Source organism: Mycobacterium angelicum (genome assembly GCF_002086155.1).
GTDB lineage: Bacteria > Actinomycetota > Actinomycetes > Mycobacteriales > Mycobacteriaceae > Mycobacterium > Mycobacterium angelicum.
Map to the genome: position 1 here is coordinate 31,663 of NZ_MVHE01000029.1, position 20,749 is coordinate 52,411.

The 20,749-nt window shown below is 65.4% G+C and carries 22 protein-coding genes; 15 read left to right on the top strand and 7 right to left on the bottom strand.

Annotated features, from left to right (window positions below; translation table 11 throughout):
- The first annotated feature begins 25 nt into the window (after positions 1-25).
- From BST12_RS17300 to BST12_RS17320, 5 genes are all read left to right on the top strand, one after another.
- Positions 26-1,372, top strand: a complete 1,347-nt coding sequence (locus tag BST12_RS17300; RefSeq protein ID WP_139801738.1) for a WS/DGAT/MGAT family O-acyltransferase — start codon at positions 26-28, stop codon at positions 1,370-1,372.
- Positions 1,373-1,563: 191 nt separating this feature from the next.
- Positions 1,564-1,878 carry a PE family protein gene (locus BST12_RS17305; RefSeq protein ID WP_083114356.1) on the top strand — a complete coding sequence of 105 codons (315 nt, stop codon included), beginning with the start codon at positions 1,564-1,566 and terminating at the stop codon, positions 1,876-1,878.
- Positions 1,875-3,065, top strand: a complete 1,191-nt coding sequence (locus BST12_RS17310) for a PPE family protein (RefSeq protein WP_083114357.1) — start codon at positions 1,875-1,877, stop codon at positions 3,063-3,065. Before BST12_RS17305 ends, BST12_RS17310 begins: the two co-directional genes overlap by 4 nt.
- 43 nt (positions 3,066-3,108) lie before the next feature.
- Entirely contained in the window at positions 3,109-3,402 is a 294-nt protein-coding gene (esxG, locus tag BST12_RS17315) for a type VII secretion system protein EsxG (protein WP_083114358.1), read from the top strand.
- Positions 3,403-3,432: 30 nt separating this feature from the next.
- Positions 3,433-3,723: a WXG100 family type VII secretion target gene (locus tag BST12_RS17320; RefSeq protein WP_083114359.1), complete on the top strand. Its 291-nt coding sequence runs from the start codon at positions 3,433-3,435 to the stop codon at positions 3,721-3,723.
- A 7-nt stretch (positions 3,724-3,730) separates the two neighbouring features.
- On the opposite strand, the gene BST12_RS17325 is transcribed toward BST12_RS17320, so the two are convergent.
- Positions 3,731-4,759, bottom strand: coding sequence for an AraC family transcriptional regulator (locus tag BST12_RS17325; protein ID WP_083114360.1), 1,029 nt, complete (start codon positions 4,757-4,759; stop codon positions 3,731-3,733).
- 92 nt (positions 4,760-4,851) lie between these two features.
- Between BST12_RS17325 and BST12_RS17330 the strand changes: the two genes are divergently transcribed.
- Both BST12_RS17330 and BST12_RS17335 read left to right on the top strand, forming a co-directional pair.
- Positions 4,852-6,210, top strand: coding sequence for a WS/DGAT/MGAT family O-acyltransferase (locus tag BST12_RS17330; RefSeq protein ID WP_083114361.1), 1,359 nt, complete (start codon positions 4,852-4,854; stop codon positions 6,208-6,210).
- A 5-nt stretch (positions 6,211-6,215) separates the two neighbouring features.
- The gene (locus tag BST12_RS17335) at positions 6,216-6,683 is read left to right on the top strand and encodes an NUDIX hydrolase (RefSeq protein WP_083114362.1); all 468 of its coding nucleotides are present in this window, start codon (positions 6,216-6,218) and stop codon (positions 6,681-6,683) included.
- Here BST12_RS17335 and BST12_RS17340 read toward each other — a convergent pair.
- On the bottom strand, positions 6,680-7,732 hold the full coding sequence (locus tag BST12_RS17340; RefSeq protein WP_083114363.1) for a DUF2330 domain-containing protein: 1,053 nt from the start codon (positions 7,730-7,732) through the stop codon (positions 6,680-6,682). The genes BST12_RS17335 and BST12_RS17340 overlap by 4 nt on opposite strands.
- 92 nt (positions 7,733-7,824) lie before the next feature.
- On the opposite strand from BST12_RS17340, the gene BST12_RS17345 reads away from it, so the two are divergent.
- Positions 7,825-9,063, top strand: coding sequence for a cytochrome P450 (locus BST12_RS17345; protein WP_083114387.1), 1,239 nt, complete (start codon positions 7,825-7,827; stop codon positions 9,061-9,063).
- 13 nt (positions 9,064-9,076) lie between these two features.
- On the opposite strand, the gene BST12_RS17350 is transcribed toward BST12_RS17345, so the two are convergent.
- The gene (locus tag BST12_RS17350) at positions 9,077-9,511 is read right to left on the bottom strand and encodes a hypothetical protein (RefSeq protein WP_083114364.1); all 435 of its coding nucleotides are present in this window, start codon (positions 9,509-9,511) and stop codon (positions 9,077-9,079) included.
- 45 nt (positions 9,512-9,556) lie between these two features.
- Entirely contained in the window at positions 9,557-10,642 is a 1,086-nt protein-coding gene (locus tag BST12_RS17355) for an ATP-dependent DNA ligase (RefSeq protein WP_083114365.1), read from the bottom strand.
- Positions 10,643-10,678: 36 nt separating this feature from the next.
- On the opposite strand from BST12_RS17355, the gene ligD reads away from it, so the two are divergent.
- From ligD to BST12_RS17370, 3 genes are all read left to right on the top strand, one after another.
- The gene (ligD, locus tag BST12_RS17360; RefSeq protein WP_083114366.1) at positions 10,679-11,719 is read left to right on the top strand and encodes a non-homologous end-joining DNA ligase; all 1,041 of its coding nucleotides are present in this window, start codon (positions 10,679-10,681) and stop codon (positions 11,717-11,719) included.
- Positions 11,720-11,770: 51 nt separating this feature from the next.
- Positions 11,771-11,974, top strand: a complete 204-nt coding sequence (locus BST12_RS17365) for a hypothetical protein (RefSeq protein ID WP_083114367.1) — start codon at positions 11,771-11,773, stop codon at positions 11,972-11,974.
- A gap of 135 nt (positions 11,975-12,109) precedes the next feature.
- Positions 12,110-12,391: a hypothetical protein gene (locus tag BST12_RS17370; RefSeq protein ID WP_139801735.1), complete on the top strand. Its 282-nt coding sequence runs from the start codon at positions 12,110-12,112 to the stop codon at positions 12,389-12,391.
- A 52-nt stretch (positions 12,392-12,443) separates the two neighbouring features.
- Here BST12_RS17370 and BST12_RS32030 read toward each other — a convergent pair whose 3' ends face one another.
- Entirely contained in the window at positions 12,444-12,617 is a 174-nt protein-coding gene (locus tag BST12_RS32030) for a hypothetical protein (RefSeq protein ID WP_170062139.1), read from the bottom strand.
- A 114-nt stretch (positions 12,618-12,731) separates the two neighbouring features.
- Between BST12_RS32030 and BST12_RS17375 the strand changes: the two genes are divergently transcribed.
- The 4 genes from BST12_RS17375 (at position 12,732) to BST12_RS33500 (ending at position 15,177) form a co-directional block, all read left to right on the top strand.
- On the top strand, positions 12,732-13,157 hold the full coding sequence (locus tag BST12_RS17375; protein WP_139801736.1) for a hypothetical protein: 426 nt from the start codon (positions 12,732-12,734) through the stop codon (positions 13,155-13,157).
- Positions 13,158-13,579: 422 nt separating this feature from the next.
- Entirely contained in the window at positions 13,580-13,867 is a 288-nt protein-coding gene (locus BST12_RS17380; RefSeq protein ID WP_170062140.1) for a GH-E family nuclease, read from the top strand.
- On the top strand, positions 13,854-14,339 hold the full coding sequence (locus BST12_RS17385; protein ID WP_083114371.1) for an ankyrin repeat domain-containing protein: 486 nt from the start codon (positions 13,854-13,856) through the stop codon (positions 14,337-14,339). The genes BST12_RS17380 and BST12_RS17385 overlap by 14 nt, the downstream gene beginning before the upstream one ends.
- A 691-nt stretch (positions 14,340-15,030) precedes the next feature.
- Positions 15,031-15,177 carry a DUF4926 domain-containing protein gene (locus BST12_RS33500; protein ID WP_245850380.1) on the top strand — a complete coding sequence of 49 codons (147 nt, stop codon included), beginning with the start codon at positions 15,031-15,033 and terminating at the stop codon, positions 15,175-15,177.
- Between the two features lie 558 nt (positions 15,178-15,735).
- Here the strand turns inward: BST12_RS33500 and BST12_RS17395 are convergent.
- Both BST12_RS17395 and BST12_RS17400 read right to left on the bottom strand, forming a co-directional pair.
- Positions 15,736-18,894: an MFS transporter gene (locus BST12_RS17395; RefSeq protein WP_083114372.1), complete on the bottom strand. Its 3,159-nt coding sequence runs from the start codon at positions 18,892-18,894 to the stop codon at positions 15,736-15,738.
- Complete coding sequence (locus BST12_RS17400) at positions 18,845-20,671, bottom strand: FAD-dependent oxidoreductase (protein WP_083114373.1); 1,827 nt, start codon at positions 20,669-20,671, stop codon at positions 18,845-18,847. The genes BST12_RS17395 and BST12_RS17400 overlap by 50 nt, the downstream gene beginning before the upstream one ends.
- Between the last annotated feature and the right edge of the window lie 78 nt (positions 20,672-20,749).

The following is a 20,749-nucleotide window of genomic DNA, read 5'->3' on the forward strand; positions in this document are numbered from 1 at the left end:
TCACGAGGAGCACACGATGGAATTGATGTCACCGGTCGACGCGCTGTTCTTATCGGCGGAATCACGCGAGCATCCGCTGCACGTCGGCTCGTTGCAACTGTTCGAGCCGCCGGTGGGTGCCGGACGCGGGTTCGTCCGCGAGACCCACCGGGCGATGCTGGAATGCACCGACGTTTCGCCGCTGTTTCGCAAGCGGCCCAGTTCTTTTCGTGGCGCACTGACCAACGTCGGTTGGTCCACCGACGACGACGTCGACCTCGGCTACCACGTGCGGCGGTCCGCACTGCCGGCGCCGGGACGGGTACGCGAGCTACTGGAGCTGACTTCGCGGCTGCACTCCAACCTGCTCGACCGGCATCGTCCGCTGTGGGAAACACACGTGATCGAAGGCCTGCGCGACGGCCGCTTCGCGATCTATTCCAAGATCCATCACGCCTTGGTCGACGGGGTTTCCGGGCTGGCGTTGATGCGGCAGTCGCTGCCCACCGACCCCACCGACCCGGACTTCCGGGCGACGTGGTCGCCGGCGCCGAAGGGGGCGACAACGCAAGGACGGCGAAACGCACTGCAGCAACTCGGCGGCCTGCTGGGATCCGTTGCGGGACTGGGTCCGTCGACGATCCGGCTGGCCCGCGCCGCGCTGCTGGAGCAGCAGTTGACGCTGCCCTTCGGCGCCCCGCGCACCATGCTGAACGTTCCGGTCGGGGGAGCGCGGCGCTGTGCCGCCGAGTCGTGGGAGCTGGACCGGGTCAAGTGGGTCAAGGACGCGGCCGGCGTGAGTCTCAACGACGTCGTGCTGGCGATGTGTGCCGGTGCGTTGCGTACCTATCTCGACGAATACGACGCACTGCCGGACGCGCCGCTGGTGGCCATGGTCCCGGTGAGCCTGCGTAACGAGCGAGATGCGCTCGGCGGCAACATGGTTGGGGCCGTATTGTGCAACCTGGCGACCCACCTCGACGATCCGGCGCAGCGTCTCGAGGCGATCCACACTTCGATGCGCGACAACAAGCGGGTGCTGGCCCAATTGCCGCGGGCGCAAGCGCTGGCGCTCTCGATGGCATTGCTGAGCCCGGCCGCCATCAACATCCTGCCCGGACTGGCCAAGGTGACCCCGCCGCCGTTCAACGTGTGCATCTCGAATGTGCCCGGCGTGCGTGAGCCGCACTACTTCAACGGCGCCCGGCTGGTCGGCAACTACCCAATGTCCTTGGCGCTCAACGGACAAGCTCTCAATATCACGTTGACCAGTACCGCCGACAGCCTGGACTTCGGGGTCGTGGGATGCCGCCGCAGCGTGCCGCACCTGCAGCGGGTGCTCAGCCACCTCGAGACGTCGCTGAAGGAACTGGAGCGAGCCGTCGGCCTCTAGCCGCAGCGCTGCACGCTGGGCAAATCCTGACGCCAGCGTCATTTATTACCTACGCGACCGTAGCCTTTAGTAACTATTGACAATAGTTACGATCCGTGAGATTTATTTCCCGACATCTGTGCAATATGCGGCCGCGACCGAAAACCTTCGGGCTTGCGGCCTGTTGAAACGCGCCCAAAGGAGTGTCGGGAATGACGCTGCAAGTAGTTCCGGAAGGTTTGGCCGCGGCCAGTGCTGCGGTGGAAGCGCTGACCATGCGGCTGGTCGCGGCGCAAGCCGCGGTCGCGCCCCTCATCACGGCGGTGGTGCCGCCTGCGGCGGATCCGGTGTCGCTGCAGACCGCCGCCGAGTTCAGTGCCAAGGGTGACGAGCATGTCGCGCTGGTGGCCGAAGGCATCGAAGAGCTTGGCCGGTCGGCCGCCGGCGTCGCCGAGTCCGGGATCAGCTACACCGTCGGCGATGGCGCCGCGGTGGCCTCGTACCTCGCGCTCGGCAGCTGGGTATGACGGCGCCCATCTGGGTCGCCTCGCCGCCGGAGGTGCATTCGGCGTTGCTGGTTTCCGGTCCCGGTCCAGAAGCGCTGCTGGCGTCGGCGGCATCGTGGTCGTCGCTGAGTGCCGAATACGCCTCGACGGCAGCAGAACTCACCGCCGTGCTGGCCGCGGTGCAGGGCGGAGCATGGCAGGGCCTGAGCGCCGAAAGCTATGTCGCCGCGCACCTGCCGTATCTGGCCTGGCTGGCGAAGACCAGTACCGACAGCGCTGCCGTGGCCGCGCAGCAGGAGAGTGCGGCCGCGGCGTATGCCACCGCGTTGGCGGCGATGCCGACGCTGGCGGAGCTGGCCGCCAACCACGTCACGCACGGGGTGCTGCTGGTCACGAATTTCTTTGGCATCAACACCATTCCGATCGCAGTCAATGAAGCAGACTACTTGCGGATGTGGGTTCAGGCCGCCACCACCATGAGCGCGTATCAGGCGGTTGCGAGTGCGGCGATAGTAGCGGCGCCGCCGACCACGCCGGCTCCGCTGATAGTCAAGCCCGGCGTCGGTCCTGCCGCCGACGCGTTGACCACGACCACCCAGTCCGTCTTCGGCGACATCCCGTGGAACTGGATCTGGGAACTCGCAAAGCTCGCACTGGAAATGTACATCGACTTCAACCTGTGGGTCTTGAAGGAAGACGCCCTCTTCCTGCAGGACCCGATCGGCAATCTGATCGCGATGTTCAATGCCTTCACGACCGATCCGATCAGTGCGCTGTTCCAGTGGGGCCCAATGATTTTCGCGCTGGGCTACACGGTGGTGCAGGGCGGAGCGCCGGCCGAGGCGCTGGTGGCCGGGGTGACGACGGGCGCCGGGGCGGCGTTGGTGGCCGCGCTGCCGCCGGCCCTTGCCCCGCTGGCCACCTCGCTGCTGCAGGCGGCGGGCATATCCGTGGCGGCCGCTCCGGCGGCTGTCGGTGCCGTGGCCGCAAGCTCGGTAACCCCGTTGCCCGCTGCCGCCGCGGTGGTGCCCGCGGTGAGCTTGGTTTCGGCGGTGTCGCCGTCTGCGGGCGGGGCCAGCACGGTCGGCTATGCCGGCACCGCCGGCAAGCACGATGCGCAACCCGCCGGGATTTCCGTGCTGGACAGCAACGAGTACAGCGGCCCAACCCGGGTGCCGATGTTGCCAGCCACCTGGGAATTCGTCTGATCGTCAACAAAGAAAACGAGAAACCCACACCGAGAGGATCGTTATGAGTCTGTTGGATGCCCACATTCCGCAATTGGTCGCCTCCCAGTCGGCGTTCGCCGCCAAGGCGGGATTGATGCGGCACACGATCGGACAGGCCGAGCAGTCGGCGATGTCGGCGCAAGCCTTTCACCAAGGTGAGTCCGCCGCGGCGTTCCAGGCCGCGCACGCCCGGTTCGTGGAAGCGGCCACCAAGGTCAACACCTTGCTCGATGTAGCGCAGGCAAACCTCGGCGATGCCGCGGGCACCTATGTGGCCGCCGACGCCGCCGCCGCGTCCTCCTACACCGGCTTCTGAGCCACCTCACCCAACACGAAAGGCCTTGTGATGTCACAGATTATGTACAACTACGCGGCGATGCTGGGCCACGCCGGCGAAATGTCAGGCTACGCAGGCACATTGCAAAGCATGGCGGCCGACATCGCCAGCGAACAGACCGCGTTGTCGAATGCCTGGCAGGGCGACACCGGAATGACCTACCAGGGCTGGCAGAGCCAGTGGAACCAGGCCACCGAGGACTTGGTGCGGGCCTATCAATCGATGGCCAGCACGCATGAGTCCAACACCCTGGCGATGAACGCCCGCGACATGGCCGAAGCCGCCAAATGGGGCGGCTAGCAAGGCATTAAGCCTTCGCTACGGTCGGCAAAGGGGCCGGCATGCCCGTCTGCACCCGGTATGCGGCGGGGCCGATGCCGAACCACCTCTTGCACGACCGGGTCAGCACGCTCTGCTCGGCGTAACCCAGTTCCCGGGCCAGGTGCGACAGGCCCATCCCGGTGGTGCGCAGATAGCGATCGGCGGCATCCCGGCGTACCTCGTCGACCACCGCGGCGAACGTGGTGGCTTCGTCAGCCAGCCTGCGTTGCAGGGTTTTCGGGTGTAGATGGAACTGGTCGGCGACGACGTCGAGCGTCGCCGCCCCGGTCGGCAGAAGCTGGCGGACGATGGTGCGCACCGACTCCACGATTCCCGCGCCCAGCGGGGTGATGCTGCTCAGGTAGTCGACGACCGCGCGGTGGGCGATGTCGTCACGGTTCAGCGGCCGGCTCAGGTCGGCGGTACGGACCGTGAAGCCGCCGCGCGGTTCGCCGAAGTAGGGCTTGCAGCCGAAGTACTGCAGGTAGCTCGCCTCGGGTGTGAGCGGGTCGTGGGGTAGGTGCACCGACAGCGGCGCATAGGTGGCGCCCATGAGTAGGCGAAACACCCCGAGCGAGACGCCCAGGGCCAGCTCCAGCGTCTGCGGGTGTGGGATCGGTTCGTCGAGCAGGTACTCAAGTGTGATGAAGGACCGTTCGGGGTGGGCCACCGGGGCGATCTGAATGGAGATCACCGGGCTGTAGGCCGCCATGAAGGTGTTGAAGATCGCCAGGGCGTCGGCCACGGTGGCGGCGGTCCGGGCCGCCACCCCCACCGGGCCGAGGATCTCGATGCTTTGCCGCTGTGCCAGGCGGCGGCCGAAATCCGGTGTGGCCGTTGCCTCCGCGGCCGACTCGGCCGCCCTGATCGCCGCGCGGAACGGAACGAACGCGTCGTAGTTGCCGACATCCTGCTCCCGGATGCCGGCCGCGCGCAGCAGGGCGGCCGGGTCGCCGCCGAGCTCGGCGACCAGGCTCGGATAGTTCGAGAGCGCCGTCCCGCGCACCACCGACATGCAGTTGACCCTCAGCGGAACAAGGTGGCCCTGTCAAGGGCATCACAGCTGGCTGCTACCGCTTTGCCAGCACATCGCGATCTAATGTCTGCATGGAGCTGATGATGCCCACCGACTCGATGTTTCTGTTCGCCGAATCGCGCGAGCACCCCATGCATGTGGGCGGCTTGTCGTTGTTCCAGCCGCCGGAGGGCGCCGACGGTCAGTTCGTGCGGCAGTTCACCGACGCGTTGGTCGCCAACGACGACTTTCAGCCCGTGTTCCGGAAGCCCCCCGCCACGATCGCCGGCGGAATCGCCCGGGTGGCATGGGCGTATGACGACGAGATCGACGTCGACTACCACGTGCGCCGATCGGCGCTGCCGTCGCCCGGACGCGTTCGCGACCTGCTCGAGCTGAGTTCCCGGCTGCACACCAGCCTGCTGGACCGCCACCGCCCGCTGTGGGAACTGCATGTCGTCGAGGGACTCAACGACGGCCGGTTCGCCATGTACACCAAGATGCATCACGCGCTGATCGACGGTGTTTCGGCGGTCAAGCTGATGCAGCGCACGCTGTCGCCGGACCCGGACGACACGCAAGTGCGGGCCATGTGGAGCCTGCCCCGGCCGCCGCGCGAGCCGTCCGCCGGCTCGTCACCGCTGGATTCGTTGGCTAAGTTGGCGGGATCCGTTGTGGGACTTGCCCCTTCGACGCTGAGGCTGGCCCGCGGCGCCCTGATCGAACAGCAGCTGACCCTGCCGTTCGCGGCGCCGCACACCATGTTCAACGTGAAAATCGGCGGAGCCCGCCGGTGTGCGGCTCAGTCCTGGTCGCTGGATCGCATCAAGAACGTCAAGAAGGCCGCCGGTGTGACCTTCAACGACGCGGTGCTGGCGATGTGTTCCGGTGCGCTGCGCTACTACCTGATCGAGCAGGATGCGTTGCCGGCCACCCCGCTGGTCGCGATGGTTCCGGTAAGCCTGCGTTCGGAGAAGGAGGCCGACGACGGCGGCAACAAGGTCGGCAGCATCCTGTGCAACCTCGCCACCGACGTCGATGATCCGGCGCAACGGATTCAGGTCATCAGCGACTCCATGCGCGGCAACAAGAAGGTGCTCGCCGACCTGCCGCGGCTGCAGGTGCTGGCACTTTCGGCGCTGAACATGATGCCCCTGGCGCTGGCGGGTGTCCCGGGTTTCCTGTCCACCGTGCCGCCCCCGTTCAACATCGTGATCTCCAACGTGCCGGGGCCGTCGCAGCCGCTGTACTACGGCGGCGCCAGGCTCGACGGCAGCTACCCGCTGTCGAACATTCCCGATGGGCAGGCGCTGAACATCACCCTGGTCAACAATGCCGACAGTCTCGATTTCGGGCTGGTCGGCTGCCGCCGCAGTGTGCCGCACCTGCAGCGGTTGCTCGCACACTTGGAGTCGTCGCTGAAAGATCTGGAACAGGCCGTCGGCGTCTAACCACCATGCCCAAACTCAGCGCGGGCCTGCTGCTGTACCGCGGGAGTGCCGCTGGTGACGTCGAGGTGCTCATCGCGCACCCCGGCGGCCCCTTCTGGGCCCGAAAAGACGACGGCGCCTGGTCGATTCCCAAAGGTGAGTACGGCGACGACGAAGATCCGTGGCTGGCGGCGCAACGTGAGTTCGCCGAGGAGCTCGGGCTGGCGGTGCCCGACGGGCCGCGCATCGACCTGGGCTCGGTGCAGCAGGCCGGCGGCAAGACGGTGACCGCGTTCGCGGTCCGCGGCGACCTCGACATCACCGACGCGCGCAGCAACACCTTCGAGATGGAGTGGCCGAAGGGTTCGGGCAAGCTGCGGGAGTTTCCCGAAGTCGATCGGGTGGGCTGGTTTTCGGTGGCGCAGGCTCACGAGAAGCTGCTCAAGGGGCAGCGGCCGTTCCTCGACCGGTTGCAGGGGTACTTAGCGCACTAGGGATGAACGCGCCGGGTGCGCAGTAGCAACACGATCACCACAGCGACGATGGCGATCACTACCGCGGCCAATACGATGAGCTCGACCGGGATATCGATGTAGTCGTTGACGACGACCACCTGCCGGAAGGCGTCGTCGTTGGGCGCGTTGGCGAAGACGAAATCCGAAGTGATCTTCGACGTCTGATAGATGTCGGTTTGGGTCTTGGTCAGATACGCCCCGTGATTGCCGGCGAATTCGCGCAGCAGCGACTCGTGAACGGATTGGCTTATGTTGCCGGCGAATTGGACGGTGGTGGTTTGGCCGGCCACGTCGGCGTCGGTGCGCTGCTGCCGGTGATCGGACAAAGTGAAGATGGTGACGTGCTGCGGTTCCTGGGCGGCGACCGAAAGACGCATCGGATATACCAACTGCGACGACCCGAAGGTGAGTCGCACCGGGTCGAGGCCGCCCTGGATCGGTGCGGCGCTGGTCAGGCGCATGGCGACGAACGCCCATCCGTCGCGCACGTAAGGATCCAGCGCCTCGGCCACCTCGGGCCGGATGGCATATTCGTTGTCCGCCAACCACTTCTGCAGACCGGCCAGATCACCGCCGGCCAGCGTGGTGGCCTCCAGCGGTCCCAGGTGCACCTGGTTGATGACCTCCGGGGCCCTGGACGCCGCCATGGCGCCCTCCCGCGCTGTGGAGTAGCGGGCACCCAGCGACATCTTGAGCCGCAAGTGCCGCTGGTGTTGTATCTGCGGCGCGCTGACTTCCTCGAGTTCTGAGAATGCGGCCTTGTCGCCGGCAGAGACGGTCGCCGGTGTGGGCGTCGGCACCACCAAGGCGACGTTGTCGGTAGAGGTGTTCATCGCAAGTTGCATCAGGATGTTCTCGGTGGTCCCGTCCCAATGCACCAGCGCGACTTCATGGTTCATCGTCGCCTGCGCACCCGCCGGAGCGATCGCGGCACCACATGCGCAGGCGTAGCTGGGCGGCGCCAGCACCATCATGGCGGCCAGCACGACGACAACGATTCCTAAGCGGCCCCCACGACGCATCGCCATTCCGCCGATGCTACGCGGAGGGATGTCGCAGACCCCAGACTTTGCATCCGGTGTTCTCAGGCGTTCTCAGATATGGCAGGCAAACTGTGCAGATGACGACCTCCCCGACTGTTCAGGCCGAATCGCAGGCGCTGTTGCAGCAGCTGCTGGATCCGGCCAACCGGGCCGACCCGTATCCGGTTTACGCCGAGTTCCGTGAGCATGGGCCGTTTCTGCTGCCGGCGGCCAACCTCGCCGTCTTCTCCGCGTATCGGCATTGCGACGAGGTGCTGCGCCACCACGCGTCCAGCAGCGACCAACTCAATTCCACCGAGGCCCAACGCGCGATCAGCAACGGTGCGCAGATACGGCCGCTGGGTCCGCCGGGATTCATCTTCCTCGACGCGCCGGACCACACCCGGCTGCGCAGACTGGTCAGCAAGGCGTTCGTACCGAAGGTGGTGAATGCACTGGAACCCGACATCAGCGCGCTCGTGGACGGATTGCTGGACCGGGTGGCCGAAAACGGCCGGTTCGACGTCATTCGCGACTTCGCCTACCCGCTACCGGTAGCCGTGATCTGCCGGTTGCTCGGCGTGCCGCTGGAAGACGAGCCGCAATTCAGCCGTGCATCGGGTCAGCTGGCGCAGTCGCTGGACCCGTTCGTCTCCTTCAACGGCGAATCGAACGACGGCGTCGAGGAGCGGCTGCAGGCCGGGCGATGGTTGCGAAGTTACCTGCGCGACCTGATCGAGCAACGGCGTGCCCATCCCGGCGACGACCTGATGTCGGGTCTGGTCGCGGTGGAGGAGGCCGGCGACCAGCTGACCACCGAAGAGATCGTGGCCACCTGCCAACTGCTGCTGATCGCCGGACATGAGACCACGGTGAACCTGATCGCGAACGCCGTCCTGGCGCTGCTGCGTCACCGCCGGCAATGGACCGCGCTGGGTGCGGACGCCGGTCGCGCCCCGGCCGTCGTCGAGGAGACGATGCGGTACGACCCGCCGGTGCAGTTGACGAGCCGAATTGCGCTCGAGGACATGACGATTGGGGGGCTCACCGTGCCCAAGGGCGACAGCATGATGCTGCTGCTGGCCGCCGCGCAGCGCGACGACACCGAGTTCGACCGGCCCGACGTCTTCGACCCGGACCGAGGTACGGTGCGCCACTTGGGATTTGGCCTCGGCACGCACTATTGTCTGGGCGCGCCGCTGGCGCGCCTGGAAGCCGGCGTCGCGCTGGCGGCAGTGACCGCACGCTTCCCCGACGCGCGGTTACTGGACAGCGAGCCGCACTACAAACCCAACGTCACCCTGCGCGGGCTAGCGGAATTGGCGGTCGCGGTGTGATTCGTCGCTCGACCTAGTCGGCCCCGGACCCGTTGTTGCCGGCTGCGCGCGGACCGCCCAGCCTGATCGCCAACGGTATAGGCGTGCCCAACTCGTCGGTGGCTTCCGCGTCGCGATAGGCGCCGACGGTGTACTCGCCTTCGGACTCGATGGCGAACGACAGATCGTAGGTGAAGCAGCGGTACTTCGATGGTTTGTTGTCTTCGTCGGGCCAGTCCCAAATCGAGCGGATCGCTCCGCGCCGTTCGCCGGCGGGGTCCTTGCAGACGACATAGATCTGCGGGTCGTAGTCGCCACCGGACGGCGCGTGCACCACCAGCACTACCGGAACCGTCAACCACATGGGGATTTGGTCGACGTCGTAGCTGGTCGTGGGGATCTGTGTGGCGTTAATCGCGGCGCCATCGAGGGTGGCCGAGCCGGCCACGAACAATGCGGCTATGTGCATTGCGACAGCCTAAGGTGTGTTGGGAGAAAAGTGTTCGCATTTGTATTACGGCTTATCGGCATTGTTGCTACCGAGGCCGGGCACGATGTCGTCCAGGCTGAAAGTGACTGGTTGCTCTAGCTGTTCGTAGGTGCACGAGCGCGGTTCACGGTCGGGACGCCACCGGTTGAACTGAGCGGTATGCCGAAAACGCACGCCTTCCATGTGGTCATAGCGCACTTCGACCACCCGCTCGGGCCGCAGCGGCACGAACGAAAGGTCCTTGCCGGCGTTCCAGCGGGAGAACTCGTTTTTTCGTGGTGTGCGTTCGCCGGCCTGGTGTGCCGCCCAGTTCCACGGGTGCCCGTCGAAACCGGTGACCAGCGGCTGCAGTTCGGTGAACAGCCGCCGCCGTTCGGCCATCGGAAATGCGCCGATCACGCCGACCGACGCGAGTTGGCCGTCGTCCTGGTAGAGCCCGAGCAGCAGCGAGCCGATCGCGTCATCGCCGGACTTGTGTACCCGGTAGCCGGCGACCACGCAGTCGGCGGTGCGTTCGTGCTTGATCTTGAACATGACCCGCTTGTCGGGCTGGTAGGTGATGGTCAGCGGTTTGGCGACGACGCCGTCCAGGCCGGCTCCTTCGAACTCGTCGAACCACCGCTGCGCGGTGGCCAGGTCGGTGCTGGCAGGCGTGACGTGGATGGAAGGACCGGAGCCTTCGAGCGCGTCGACCAGTGCCGCGCGCCGCTCGCTGAACGGGCGGGTGGTGTAGTCGTCGTCGCCCAGGGCGAGCAGATCGAAGGCGATGAAGGAGGCCGGCGTCTGCGCGGCGAGCAGCCGCACCCGCGAATCGGCGGGGTGGATGCGCTGTTGCAGCGCTTCGAAATCCAGCCCGTGGTCTGTGGCGATCACGATCTCGCCGTCGATCACGCAGCGGGGCGGCAGCTCGGCCTGGACCGCGGCGACCAATTCAGGAAAGTAGCGGGTCATCGGCCGTTCGTTGCGGCTGCCCAGCTCGACTTCGTCGCCGTCGCGAAAGCAGATGGACCGAAAGCCATCCCATTTCGGTTCGTACGAAGCATCGGCCGGGATGGTCTTGACCGACTTGGCCAGCATCGGCGAGACCGGCGGCATCACAGGTAAGTCCATTGGTTCATTCTGGCCTGCGCCGTGCTGGAATCAGGTATGGCCTCTGCAGCAGAAGAAGTCGACGTCGACGGCATCGCCGTGCGGGTGACCAACCGCGACAAGGTGTACTTTCCCGCCCTCGGCGCCGAAGGCACCAAGGGCCGGCTCGTCGACTACTACCGGGCGGTGGCCGGTGGCCCGATGCTGACCGCGTTGAAGGACCGGCCGACGCACCTGCAGCGCTTCCCCGACGGCATCGACGGCGAGGAGATCTACCAGAAGCGGGTGCCGCAGCATCATCCCGACTATCTGGAAACGTGCCGGGTGACGTTTCCGTCCGGCCGGACCGCCGACGCGCTGAAGGTGACCCATCCCGCGGCGATCGTGTGGGCCGCCCAGATGGGCACGGTGACGCTGCACCCGTGGCAGGTGCGCTGTCCGGACACCGAACACCCCGACGAGTTGCGCATCGATCTGGATCCCCAACCCGGCACCGGTTTCGTGGAAGCGCGTGCGGTGGCCGTCGATGTGCTGCGGCCGCTCCTGGACGAACTCGGGCTGGTTGGCTTTGCGAAGACGTCCGGCGGCCGCGGAGTACACGTTTTTCTGCGGATCGCCACCGACTGGGATTTCGTCCAAGTGCGCCGGGCGGGTATCGCGCTGGCGCGGGAGGTGGAGCGCCGTGCGCCCGACGCGGTGACCACGTCGTGGTGGAAAGAGGAGCGTGGCGAGCGGATCTTCCTCGACTTCAACCAGAACGCCCGCGACCGGACGATGGCCTCGGCGTATTCGGTGCGCCGTACCCCGATCGCGACCGTGTCGACGCCGCTGACCTGGGCGGAGTTGGCCGGCGCCGACCCCGACGACTACACCATGGCCACCGTTCCCGATCTGGTCGCCAGCCGCGAGGATCCGTGGGCCGGCATGGACGATGTGGCTCAGTCGATCGCGCCGTTGCTGGAGATGGTCGAAGCCGACGAAGAGCGCGGGCTTGGCGACATGCCGTATCCGCCGAACTACCCGAAGATGCCGGGCGAACCCAAACGTGTGCAGCCCTCTCGAAATACCGATCTGAAAAGGGAAAACAACCCGGATTGACATCGTGCGGCGCCTAGCATGACGCATGCTCGCCCGACAACCTCAATACTCGTGACCGAATCCCTCGAATCGCGGCGGGGCCGCTTCAACCGCTCACTGCGCGTCGAGGGCAAGGCGGACCGGACCCTGGTTCTCTACTGCCAGTCGATTACCTACTTCTCCAACTGGCTGGCACTACGCGGGCAGCCGGTCGACCTGTCAAGCCTGGATCGGGAGACCGAAATCCATTGCGGCACAATGGCATTAGATGCGTGAAATGCATTGTGCTACAACGGTCCCCCCGTCTATTCTGACGGGCCACTCCCAAGGCAGTCGCGACGATCTTCACGACTTTTACACACGAGGTAAAAATATTGCCGCCAAACACGTTGCGGAACAAAGGTTTTTAGATTGTCAATTACGTTGTGCGGTAGCGGGTTACGCGTATTGGCGCGACCGCTGATCGAGCTGACCCAATGCTTTTGGCGGGCTGGGGCGATCTTGCCGGCCTTTGCCGGCCTTGACGGCATCGAGGACAACTGTCTCGATGGGACCCTCATCACCGCCGACTCCGGCATGGCCGACGTCCTGGCGTCCGTGCCCGACAACACCATGCCGGTCACCCAGATCGGTCATGGTCTGGACAGCGAATACCCTGGCGCACTGGCGCATCCCGCTGAGTGGTTCCGGTGACGAACCCTCTTCCCGATCCGGGGGATACCGCTTCATCTCCTGCGGATAGTCGCTACATCGACCAGAGCATCGGCGGCAGTTTGCAGTTGATCACCTGAACCTCGCCCGTATGGTGGTCGGCATGGTTAGGCGCGAGCAGCAGGGGCAGCAGGAGCTGCGGAAAGCGCGCCGCGAGGCAGCTGTTGCCACGGCTGCTGCCACCATCACCCACAAAACGGTCTGACACGCACGGTTGTTCGGTTGGATGTCGTTGAAGACGTGCAGAATGCATACGGGATGGCACAACCGCTGATCTACGAACGTTTGCGTATTATCCGGGGATGAGGAGCGTGAGCAGGTAATGAGTGCTGACCGACCTGATGTGTTCCGCCGGGTAGTTGACTGGAACCTCGCGTGTGGCGCCCTGGCGGGCGTGGAATTGCCCGTCACCAGTGATGACGGCGGATTTCCTGTAGTTGTTGCGTTGGAGGACGAACGATACTCGGTCTTGCTCGGCCGGCTGCGTGCCGTCGGTGGCTTCGCGAACCTATTCGTGAAGGGCGTCGACGGACGTGTCCGCACTGCGTCCGTGATCGGCGAACGCTGCGCGATCCCGAAGCCTGACGACAAAATGCTCGGCCCCGATGACAGCCCGGGCGCAGACGCCACTGTGGGAATGTTCTTCGACTACCTCGAACTTCACCCGAACGGCGTCACGGTGTCCGCCGCTGTGGGCCACGCAGCTTGCGCGCGTGACGCCAAGACCGTGGAATTCGCTACCGCGTAACGCGATTCGCCGCGCTGAACGCAGCCGACGAACCCCCGTGCCGGTAACGTGCCGACCCGCGGCGGGGTTCAGCCAGTGGGACGAGAGTGAAATGGTGGCACCTGAGTGCAGGGTCGCCGGATACGAATCATCGGCTTTGACGACGCATGACCTGACGCCCAACGCGGATTGGATGTTGGACCGCGATACCCGGACCCTCTACGTGGCCGACGGTCTTCGACATGCTGAATGAGTACGTACTCCGTGAGGAACCAGGCGAAGGTGATCGGTTACGCAAGCGCCCGTGAATTCAGCCACGATAAAGAGGACGACCTTCCTGGCTGTTGCCCTAGCGCATGGTATCCGCTCGGCAGGCGGTAGCTAGGAAGACGCCCGACGGGAAGTACTACATCAGCGCCAGCGATGACAATATGTTGGTCCCGGTGGCCAAGCAGTACGAGGATGCGATTTTGAATCTGTCCAAGAGCGCCGACGGCAAGTACTACCTCGGTCCTGACGGGGTGCGCTATCCGGTGGACCCGGTTTACCATCTGGGCCACCTTCCGAACGAAGAGTGGTGGCGGATTCGCGACACCGCTATCCGGGAACACTGGACTCGCCAGCAGCTCATCGAGTACTGCAACAGCCCAAGCTTTATCAGCTCGAAGACGCGCCTGGAAACCTCAGCCACGCGTTTGAATTACCGAGAGAGGCGGGATGAACGTAAATGACCGTGACCGAGCGGGCCGGACACCGCTGCACTACGCGGTCGGTGACGACCCCGTCGGCCTCGACTACACCTCGGCGTTGACTGATCCGGTGTTGGCTGAAGCGAACCTCCGCAAAGCCAACGAGTATAAGATCGCCAACACCATCCGTTTGCTATCGGAGGGCGCGGATGTGAATGCGGTAGACGACCAAGGGTTCACGGCATTGCACGCAGCAGCGTCACGTGACAGCGAGGATATCGTCCGGCTACTTCTCGACGCCGGCGCCGATGTCAACGCCAAGAATGCAAAGGGTGAGACGCCGTTGTACAACGCTGTCCGTAACACGACTGACGCGGCCCTTAGCATCGTCCGGTTGCTTCGCGAGCGTGGCGCTGATCCCACGATCGAAACAGCGAACGGATCAAGTGCATTGCGATTTGTAACCCGCTACGGCAAGCCAGAAGAGAAGGAAGCCTTTGCCGATTTGCTCTAGAACCCAACTGGCTGCGAGTTCTTCTGATCGAGCCACCGGCGCTACGCCTGCGCCCGCGCCTGCGCGCTGTTTCAGGTTGTCTCCCAACGGTATTTGAAGATCCGCAGCGTCATCACCACCAACCGTACGGCGATGGCGACACTGCCGATCGACAACAATGCTTGCGGATTCCGCCGCGCTCTCAGGCGCTATGCCGCCCGCGAACTCTGTTGCGCCTTCAATGCCTCAGTCGTGCACTGACAGACATAGAAGCGTGCTTGGAGGGACAGGCGGCACTCCGAAGATGCCGCGCGAACCCAAACGAGTGCAGCCGAGCCGGGACACGGGGCTGAAGTAACCGGCCGGGCCCCGAGGCGAAATGGTTCGAGCAGGCTTTAGGTTTCACCCGCCAGAATGAATCCGACCTTGCCAGACAGATCGTTTTTAACGATAGCAAGGCGGTACAAACGGGTGTGACACAATACGGGATAAAATACAACCAAGTAATATCAATTACAGGAGCGAATGGAAAAACTTATTGACGTAACATTTGCATGGATACGCGGCAATGACGGAGTCGTGCGTTTGGTCACGGCGATTCCTGCCAGTAGTTGAGAGAACGACAGACATGAAACCCAAAGAACACGACGTAGTCCAATTGCGGCGGCCACTGTTGGAGTACAACCTTCCGGCCGGTTAAAGGGGGGCGGTCGTGTTGGACTATACGAAGTCTGCGCATGGCGACCTGCCCCCTGCTTACGAAGTGGAATTCTCAGACGCCGACGGTATAACCCAAGCCCTGGTCACAGTTCGCGAAGAAGACCTGGAGGTCGTCTGGCGTCCAGATCCGGATAAGTAGCCGTCCGCCCCGACTCGGCTTTGTGTTCTCCTGCCTTGGTTCTGGTGGCCGCGCAGGATATTCGATTCCGCTCGCGCGGCCGCGCTAGTTCAGCATTTTTCTGTAGCGTGGAAAGCCCTTCGCGTATCTGCTGGTCGGCTGTTACCCACTTTTGGTGTTATTCACCGTTCGGCCTCGGCGCCCTGACCCTGACAGGTGCCGCGCAGCTCAGCTACGCATTCGTCTACGGCCGTCGCAATCTGTTTGGCTTTCGTTGGACGTTGGCACTGGCCTCCGCTACGGAGGTGTTGAAAACTCGCAGGCGACGCGATCGCCAAACGAAGCAACGAACGCATCGAAGCCAGCCGTGGCGTTGTCGTCGTGGGTGGTGGACATCGAGTGCTCCTCTCGGCAGAAGGCGAGAATTCGCCCGATAACAAGGTGCACAACGCCACCGACAGACCTGCATTTCCCCTGTTCAGTACAGCGCTTAGCGGTGCGGCACCCCGAAGATGCCGGGTGAACCCGCGGGTGCAGCCGAGCCGGGACACCGACCGGAAGTAGCCGGCGACTTCACGCTCACCGAAACACCAACTCCATGATCTGCGGCAGTGCCTGACGAGCCGCCATCCGTCCGGCCTCACGGGCGCGGTCGATCTGGTGGAACTCCAGGAACCCGATGCCACCAGGATTGGGCTGGATCACCACGTCGGCCTGCGCCAGCACGTCGGCCGAGGCCATCCCGCTGCCAATTGTCAACGCGCGCAACAAAGTATCGGTGATGCCGGGCACCTGCAGGCGTTTGCCGTGGCGGCTGTTCGGGGCGCCGTTCGGGTTGCCGCCGGCCACGTTCACCGCGATCAACGGGCCTTCCTGCCCGGCCAGCGCGGTGACCGGCACGTTGTTCAGTACGCCGCCGTCGACGTGCAGTGAACCGGCGTAGGCCATGGGCGGGTACATCACCGGCAGCCGCATCGAGCAGCCGATCACGTCGGTGAGCAAACCTCTGCGGTGCACCACCGATCGCCGGGCCAGCAGGTCGACGCTGACGCAGCGGAACTGCTTCGGCAACTCCTCGACCAGCCGGTCCCCGAAGGCGCTGCGCAGGGCGACCTCGGTGCGCTTGCCCCGCAGAAATCCCTTGCTCGGCACGGTGAAGTCGCTGTGGTTCTTGCGCACGAAGTACTCGTAGATATAGGCGTCCACTCCGGCGGCGTCCACGCCGTCGGCGGCCAGCGCCGCCATGATCGCGCCCATGCTGGTACCGGCGTAGCGGTCGACGGTGATCCCGGCCGCCTCCAGCTCCTCCAACACGCCCAGGTGGGCACACGCCAGCGCGCCACCGCCGCCAAGGACCAGCCCGACCGAACGGCCGGCGATGCGCGCGGCCAGCGGGCGCAGGTCGTCGGCAACAGTTGTGGGCTGAACCGCGTGCACGGACCGCGGGGCGATCAGTTCCTCCCACTCCCGCCGGTACTCGGGTGCCGCGGCCGGTCCGGTCAACACCAGGTCGGCTCCCGGCGCCCGGGGTGGCAGCCGCCGGGAAGGCGCCGCGAAGTCGCGGGCCACCAGCACCACCCGATCGGCGGCGCGCACACAGAAGTCCCGCCACGGCCCGTCGCCGACCGTCGCATGCAACACCACCCGGTCGGCGAACTGCTCGGCACGTTCCAGACCGTCGGCGTTGACCCGGCCGGGGGCCACCGCCCGCAGCCGCTTGGACAGGGCAGCGCACAGTTCGTTGGCCACCACCGCTACGGGCGCGCCGGTGTCGACACCGATTACGGCGACGACGGTCTCGCGTGCCGTCGGGCGAGTAACCACGCGCGGACTCGGTACCTGCCGGTTGGCCAGTACCCAGGCCAACACCCCGAGTAGGCGGGCGTCGGCGATCTTGGCGAATTCGGCCTTGGGTAAGCGCAGCAGCGACGAGTCGCGCACGGCCAGGACGGACGCGCAGCGGGGCGCATTGCGCAGCACCCCGACCTCGCCCACCATTTGCCCGCGGCCCCGTTCGGCAACCAAGCCGTGTTCGTCGATCACCTGCAGGCGCCCGCTGCGCACCACGTAAAGCGAGTTCGATACGTCGCCGGCCCGGAACAGGTACGAACCCGCCTGCAGCTCAACGTGTTCGGCGTGGCGGTGCAGGTCGGGCAGTGCCTGCAGCACGTCGATATCCGGGGCGGCCGGCGGCACCGGCGGCGCGGCCGGCCGCGGTAAGTCCGCCGCCGGCAGCGGGGCCGATTCGGGCGCGACAGCTTCCGTATGGGCTGGGCGGATCCGGCCGAGGAAGACGGCCCCGAGCGCGACCGCGACAAAGCAGATCGCCGCCATCGTCCAGCCGCGGCGCAGTGCCTCTTCGGCGGCGTCGGGCGCGGGGGTGCCGACCAGGATCACCAGCAGCGCGATGCCGATCACGGCACCGACCTGACGGATGGTTCCGGTCACCGCCGAAGCGGTGGCGTAGCTGCTTCCGGTGGCCAGCCCGGCCAGGGCGGCGCTGCCCAGCAGCGGGAAGGTGGCGCCCACGCCGATGCCCTGCAATATCTGGCCGGGCAGCCATTCACTGAGGAAGTTGGGCGTGGCCCCGACGCATGTCAGGTACCAGACCAGGCTGGCGACCCAGATCAGTGCGCCGACACCGACGATGACGCGGTAACCGTGCCGGTCGGCCACCCGGCCCAGCAGCCCCGCGACCACGGCCGCAATGAGCGCGGCCGGACACACCGCCAGGCCGGCCTGCAGCAGCGTGTAACCCCACACATAGTTCAGGAACAGGACATGGGTCAGCAGATAGGCGTAGAAGCCGGCGCTCGCGATGGCGGTCAATGCACTGCCGGCCACGAACGAGCGGATGCGCAACAACGCGGGCTCCACCAGCGGCGCCGGGTGGATTCGCGAGCTCATGACAAACCCGATCATTGCGACCGCGGCAGCCACCAAGGATCCGATTGCCGGCAGGCTGGACCAACCCCAATCCGGGCCCTTGATCAAGCCCAGGGTCAGCAATCCCAGCGCGATGGCCAGCAGGGCCGCTCCCCGCACGTCGGGCATCCGTCGGCGGCCCGAAGCGCGACTCTCCACCAGTGCCCGGCGCGCGACCAACACCGCCACCACGCCCAGCGGCAGGTTCACCAGAAAGACCCAGCGCCAGTTCAGTGCCTCGACGAGTGCACCGCCGATCGGTGGGCCCAGACCGGCCGCGATCGCCCCGGCCGCGCCCCACAGGTTCACCCCGTGGGCACGCCGCTGCGCAGGAAAACCCTCGACGACCAGCCCGAGTGACGCCGGCACCAGCACGGCTGCGCCGATGCCCTGCAGCACCCGGAACGCGACCAGCTGCCCGACGCTGTCGGCTGCCGCACACAGCCCCGACGCGAGGGTGAACAACACCACGCCGTAGCCGAAAAGCCGCTTGCGCCCCAGCAGATCGGCGAGCTTGCCCGCGGCCACCAGGAACGCGGCGAAGACGATGTTGTAGGCGTTGAGCACCCACGACAGGTCGCTGATCCCGCTGTGGAAGTACCGCTGGATGTCGGGGAACGCGACGTTGACGATCGTGGAGTCGAGAAAAGCCAAGAAGGCGCCGAAAGCCGCTACCAACAGCACCGTTGCCGGCGACGGCTGGCGGCGCCGCGCGAGCCGGAAATGAGGGCCGCCGAAGCGGCCGGGTCTATCAGGCTCCGCGTCACCGACGGGCGGTGCGTTCTTCGTGGTGGGCAAGGCCTGGACAGCCATCGATGACTCCGGTTTCTATGCGGGCTGCGTCGCGAGGATCGCAGGGTGATTCAGGCGGGCGGCGACGGTTCCAAAACCATCGATCCACCCGCCGCAGAACCGCGAATGGGACGGGATCTGTGAAGTCGATCTGCAAATCGGGCGCGGCATGCGCGGCGGCCACGCCGACGATTTCGTGGGCCGCCAAATAGCCGGAGCTTGCGGCCTTTTCCATGGTGGGCACCACAAAAGTCAAGTCCGGCGAATAGCTGGCCTCGCCGGCCAGAAATAGATTGGCGACCTCCGTGCGAATGCGCGGGGATCGTTGGCGCGCGCCGGGCATCAATATGGTGAGCGGCGAAAGGTTGACCATGCGCTGGCCGCGGGCCGGCGGGCCGGCCACATGCGGAGGCAGTTCACCGGCCAGAATTTGATAGTCGGCCTCGCTCAGGTGTTTCAGCTCGTGGTCAATCTGCCAGCCCAGGATGTGCGAATGATCAAGGCCGCATTGCGCCAGGCATTCGGTCGCGATTTCGTCCGGAGTGCATTCGCTGGCCGGCCGGCCGAAAACTGGACCGGGCTTGTCCACGTCACTCCACGTGATCGACAGCACGTATTTGGTGCCCGCGGGCAGGCGGACACCTTCCCAAAAACCTTCTCCCTGCAGCACGGAAATTAGCGCCCACTCGCTTTCGAAATGGGTACCTACGACCCCCGGGCGCACATATGACGGCCACGTCGAGGGAATGTCGCGCAGAAATACCTGCATTCCGTTCGATGACTCCAGCGCAATGGCGTGCTGCTGGGTGAGGTGGGGGAGATGCCGGCTGACGCCATCCGATTCGGCCAGCATGCGCAGCATGAGATAGGGCAGCGCGAGAATGGCGTAATCGCAGCCGAATCGGCGGCCGTCGGCGGACAGCACTGCTGTAATGCGGCCATCCTGAAATTCGAGATCGCTTATGCGCGTGTGGAATTGGATGTCGACACCCAGATTCCGCAGGTGCCGAACCCAGGGATCGACCATGCGCTCGCTGGTGGGGCCGTTCATCATCATGATCGACGGCGCCGCCATGCCGTTCAGCGCCGGCGGCCGGCTGGTGAAGTGAAACAGGCCTTTGAGAATGATGGGCGCAATGGCGGCCGCCTCGGCACTCGGACGGGCCGCGACGAAAATGCGTGGCAATGCCGAAAAGAACGTCTGCGCCTGCGGAGACCTGTCGCCGAGTTGCAGATAATCCGCGTACGAGACGTCGGCCAGCTCCGCGATCAGTCGCTCGCGGCACATCCAGAGCAGCCGCACGTGTGCATACAGATAGCGGATGGCATCGACGGGCGACACACCCCTGGAGGTCATTCCGACCGTCACCGCTGCACTGCGCACCACGATCCGGCTGAATTGGGCAAGCGGCGCAAAGACTTTGCCGAGCCACGCAAAGGCTTGCCGTCGTCGCACCGCAACTGGAGCGCTGGCCCGGCCAAACGTGCGGTGGCGATAAACACGCACCGCGTTAACGCCGACGAGATTGTCCAGCACGGTCTTCCCGCCGTCGGCGGGTATCCGCAAGAACAGCGTCAGCAGAGTTTGGTAATAGTCCAGGTAGACCCGCAGGCTGTGCTCGGTCGGGTGACCATCCGGGCGGCGCAGGCTCTTTGCCTTCCCGCCGGCTTCGGGCGCCGACTCGCACAATGTGACCCGCACTCCGGCTTCGGCCAGGATCATCGCGGCGGCCATCCCGGCAATTCCTGCGCCGGCAATGACCACATGCGGTCTTGCCGGTTCTTCGGGAGGTTGCACGACAGAATTCCTTCATGCTCTGAATGGGAAATTGCGGTCATTCCGACTGTCCTATGTGCGATGACCGCAGCAATCGGT

What these genes read in the sequence shown, in the direction of transcription:
- BST12_RS17320 (WP_083114359.1), top strand. Translation starts at nt 3,433, where the DNA reads ATGTCACAGATTATGTACAACTACGCGGCGATGCTGGGCCACGCCGGC.
- BST12_RS17350 (WP_083114364.1), bottom strand. Translation starts at nt 9,511, where the DNA reads ATGCACATAGCCGCATTGTTCGTGGCCGGCTCGGCCACCCTCGATGGC.
- BST12_RS17395 (WP_083114372.1), bottom strand. Translation starts at nt 18,894, where the DNA reads ATGGCTGTCCAGGCCTTGCCCACCACGAAGAACGCACCGCCCGTCGGT.
- BST12_RS17330 (WP_083114361.1), top strand. Translation starts at nt 4,852, where the DNA reads ATGGAGCTGATGATGCCCACCGACTCGATGTTTCTGTTCGCCGAATCG.
- BST12_RS17345 (WP_083114387.1), top strand. Translation starts at nt 7,825, where the DNA reads ATGACGACCTCCCCGACTGTTCAGGCCGAATCGCAGGCGCTGTTGCAG.
- BST12_RS17310 (WP_083114357.1), top strand. Translation starts at nt 1,875, where the DNA reads ATGACGGCGCCCATCTGGGTCGCCTCGCCGCCGGAGGTGCATTCGGCG.
- BST12_RS17335 (WP_083114362.1), top strand. Translation starts at nt 6,216, where the DNA reads ATGCCCAAACTCAGCGCGGGCCTGCTGCTGTACCGCGGGAGTGCCGCT.
- BST12_RS17340 (WP_083114363.1), bottom strand. Translation starts at nt 7,732, where the DNA reads ATGGCGATGCGTCGTGGGGGCCGCTTAGGAATCGTTGTCGTCGTGCTG.
- BST12_RS17355 (WP_083114365.1), bottom strand. Translation starts at nt 10,642, where the DNA reads ATGGACTTACCTGTGATGCCGCCGGTCTCGCCGATGCTGGCCAAGTCG.
- BST12_RS17305 (WP_083114356.1), top strand. Translation starts at nt 1,564, where the DNA reads ATGACGCTGCAAGTAGTTCCGGAAGGTTTGGCCGCGGCCAGTGCTGCG.
- esxG (WP_083114358.1), top strand. Translation starts at nt 3,109, where the DNA reads ATGAGTCTGTTGGATGCCCACATTCCGCAATTGGTCGCCTCCCAGTCG.
- BST12_RS17325 (WP_083114360.1), bottom strand. Translation starts at nt 4,759, where the DNA reads ATGTCGGTGGTGCGCGGGACGGCGCTCTCGAACTATCCGAGCCTGGTC.
- ligD (WP_083114366.1), top strand. Translation starts at nt 10,679, where the DNA reads ATGGCCTCTGCAGCAGAAGAAGTCGACGTCGACGGCATCGCCGTGCGG.
- BST12_RS17300 (WP_139801738.1), top strand. Translation starts at nt 26, where the DNA reads ATGTCACCGGTCGACGCGCTGTTCTTATCGGCGGAATCACGCGAGCAT.
- BST12_RS17375 (WP_139801736.1), top strand. Translation starts at nt 12,732, where the DNA reads ATGAGTGCTGACCGACCTGATGTGTTCCGCCGGGTAGTTGACTGGAAC.
- BST12_RS17385 (WP_083114371.1), top strand. Translation starts at nt 13,854, where the DNA reads ATGAACGTAAATGACCGTGACCGAGCGGGCCGGACACCGCTGCACTAC.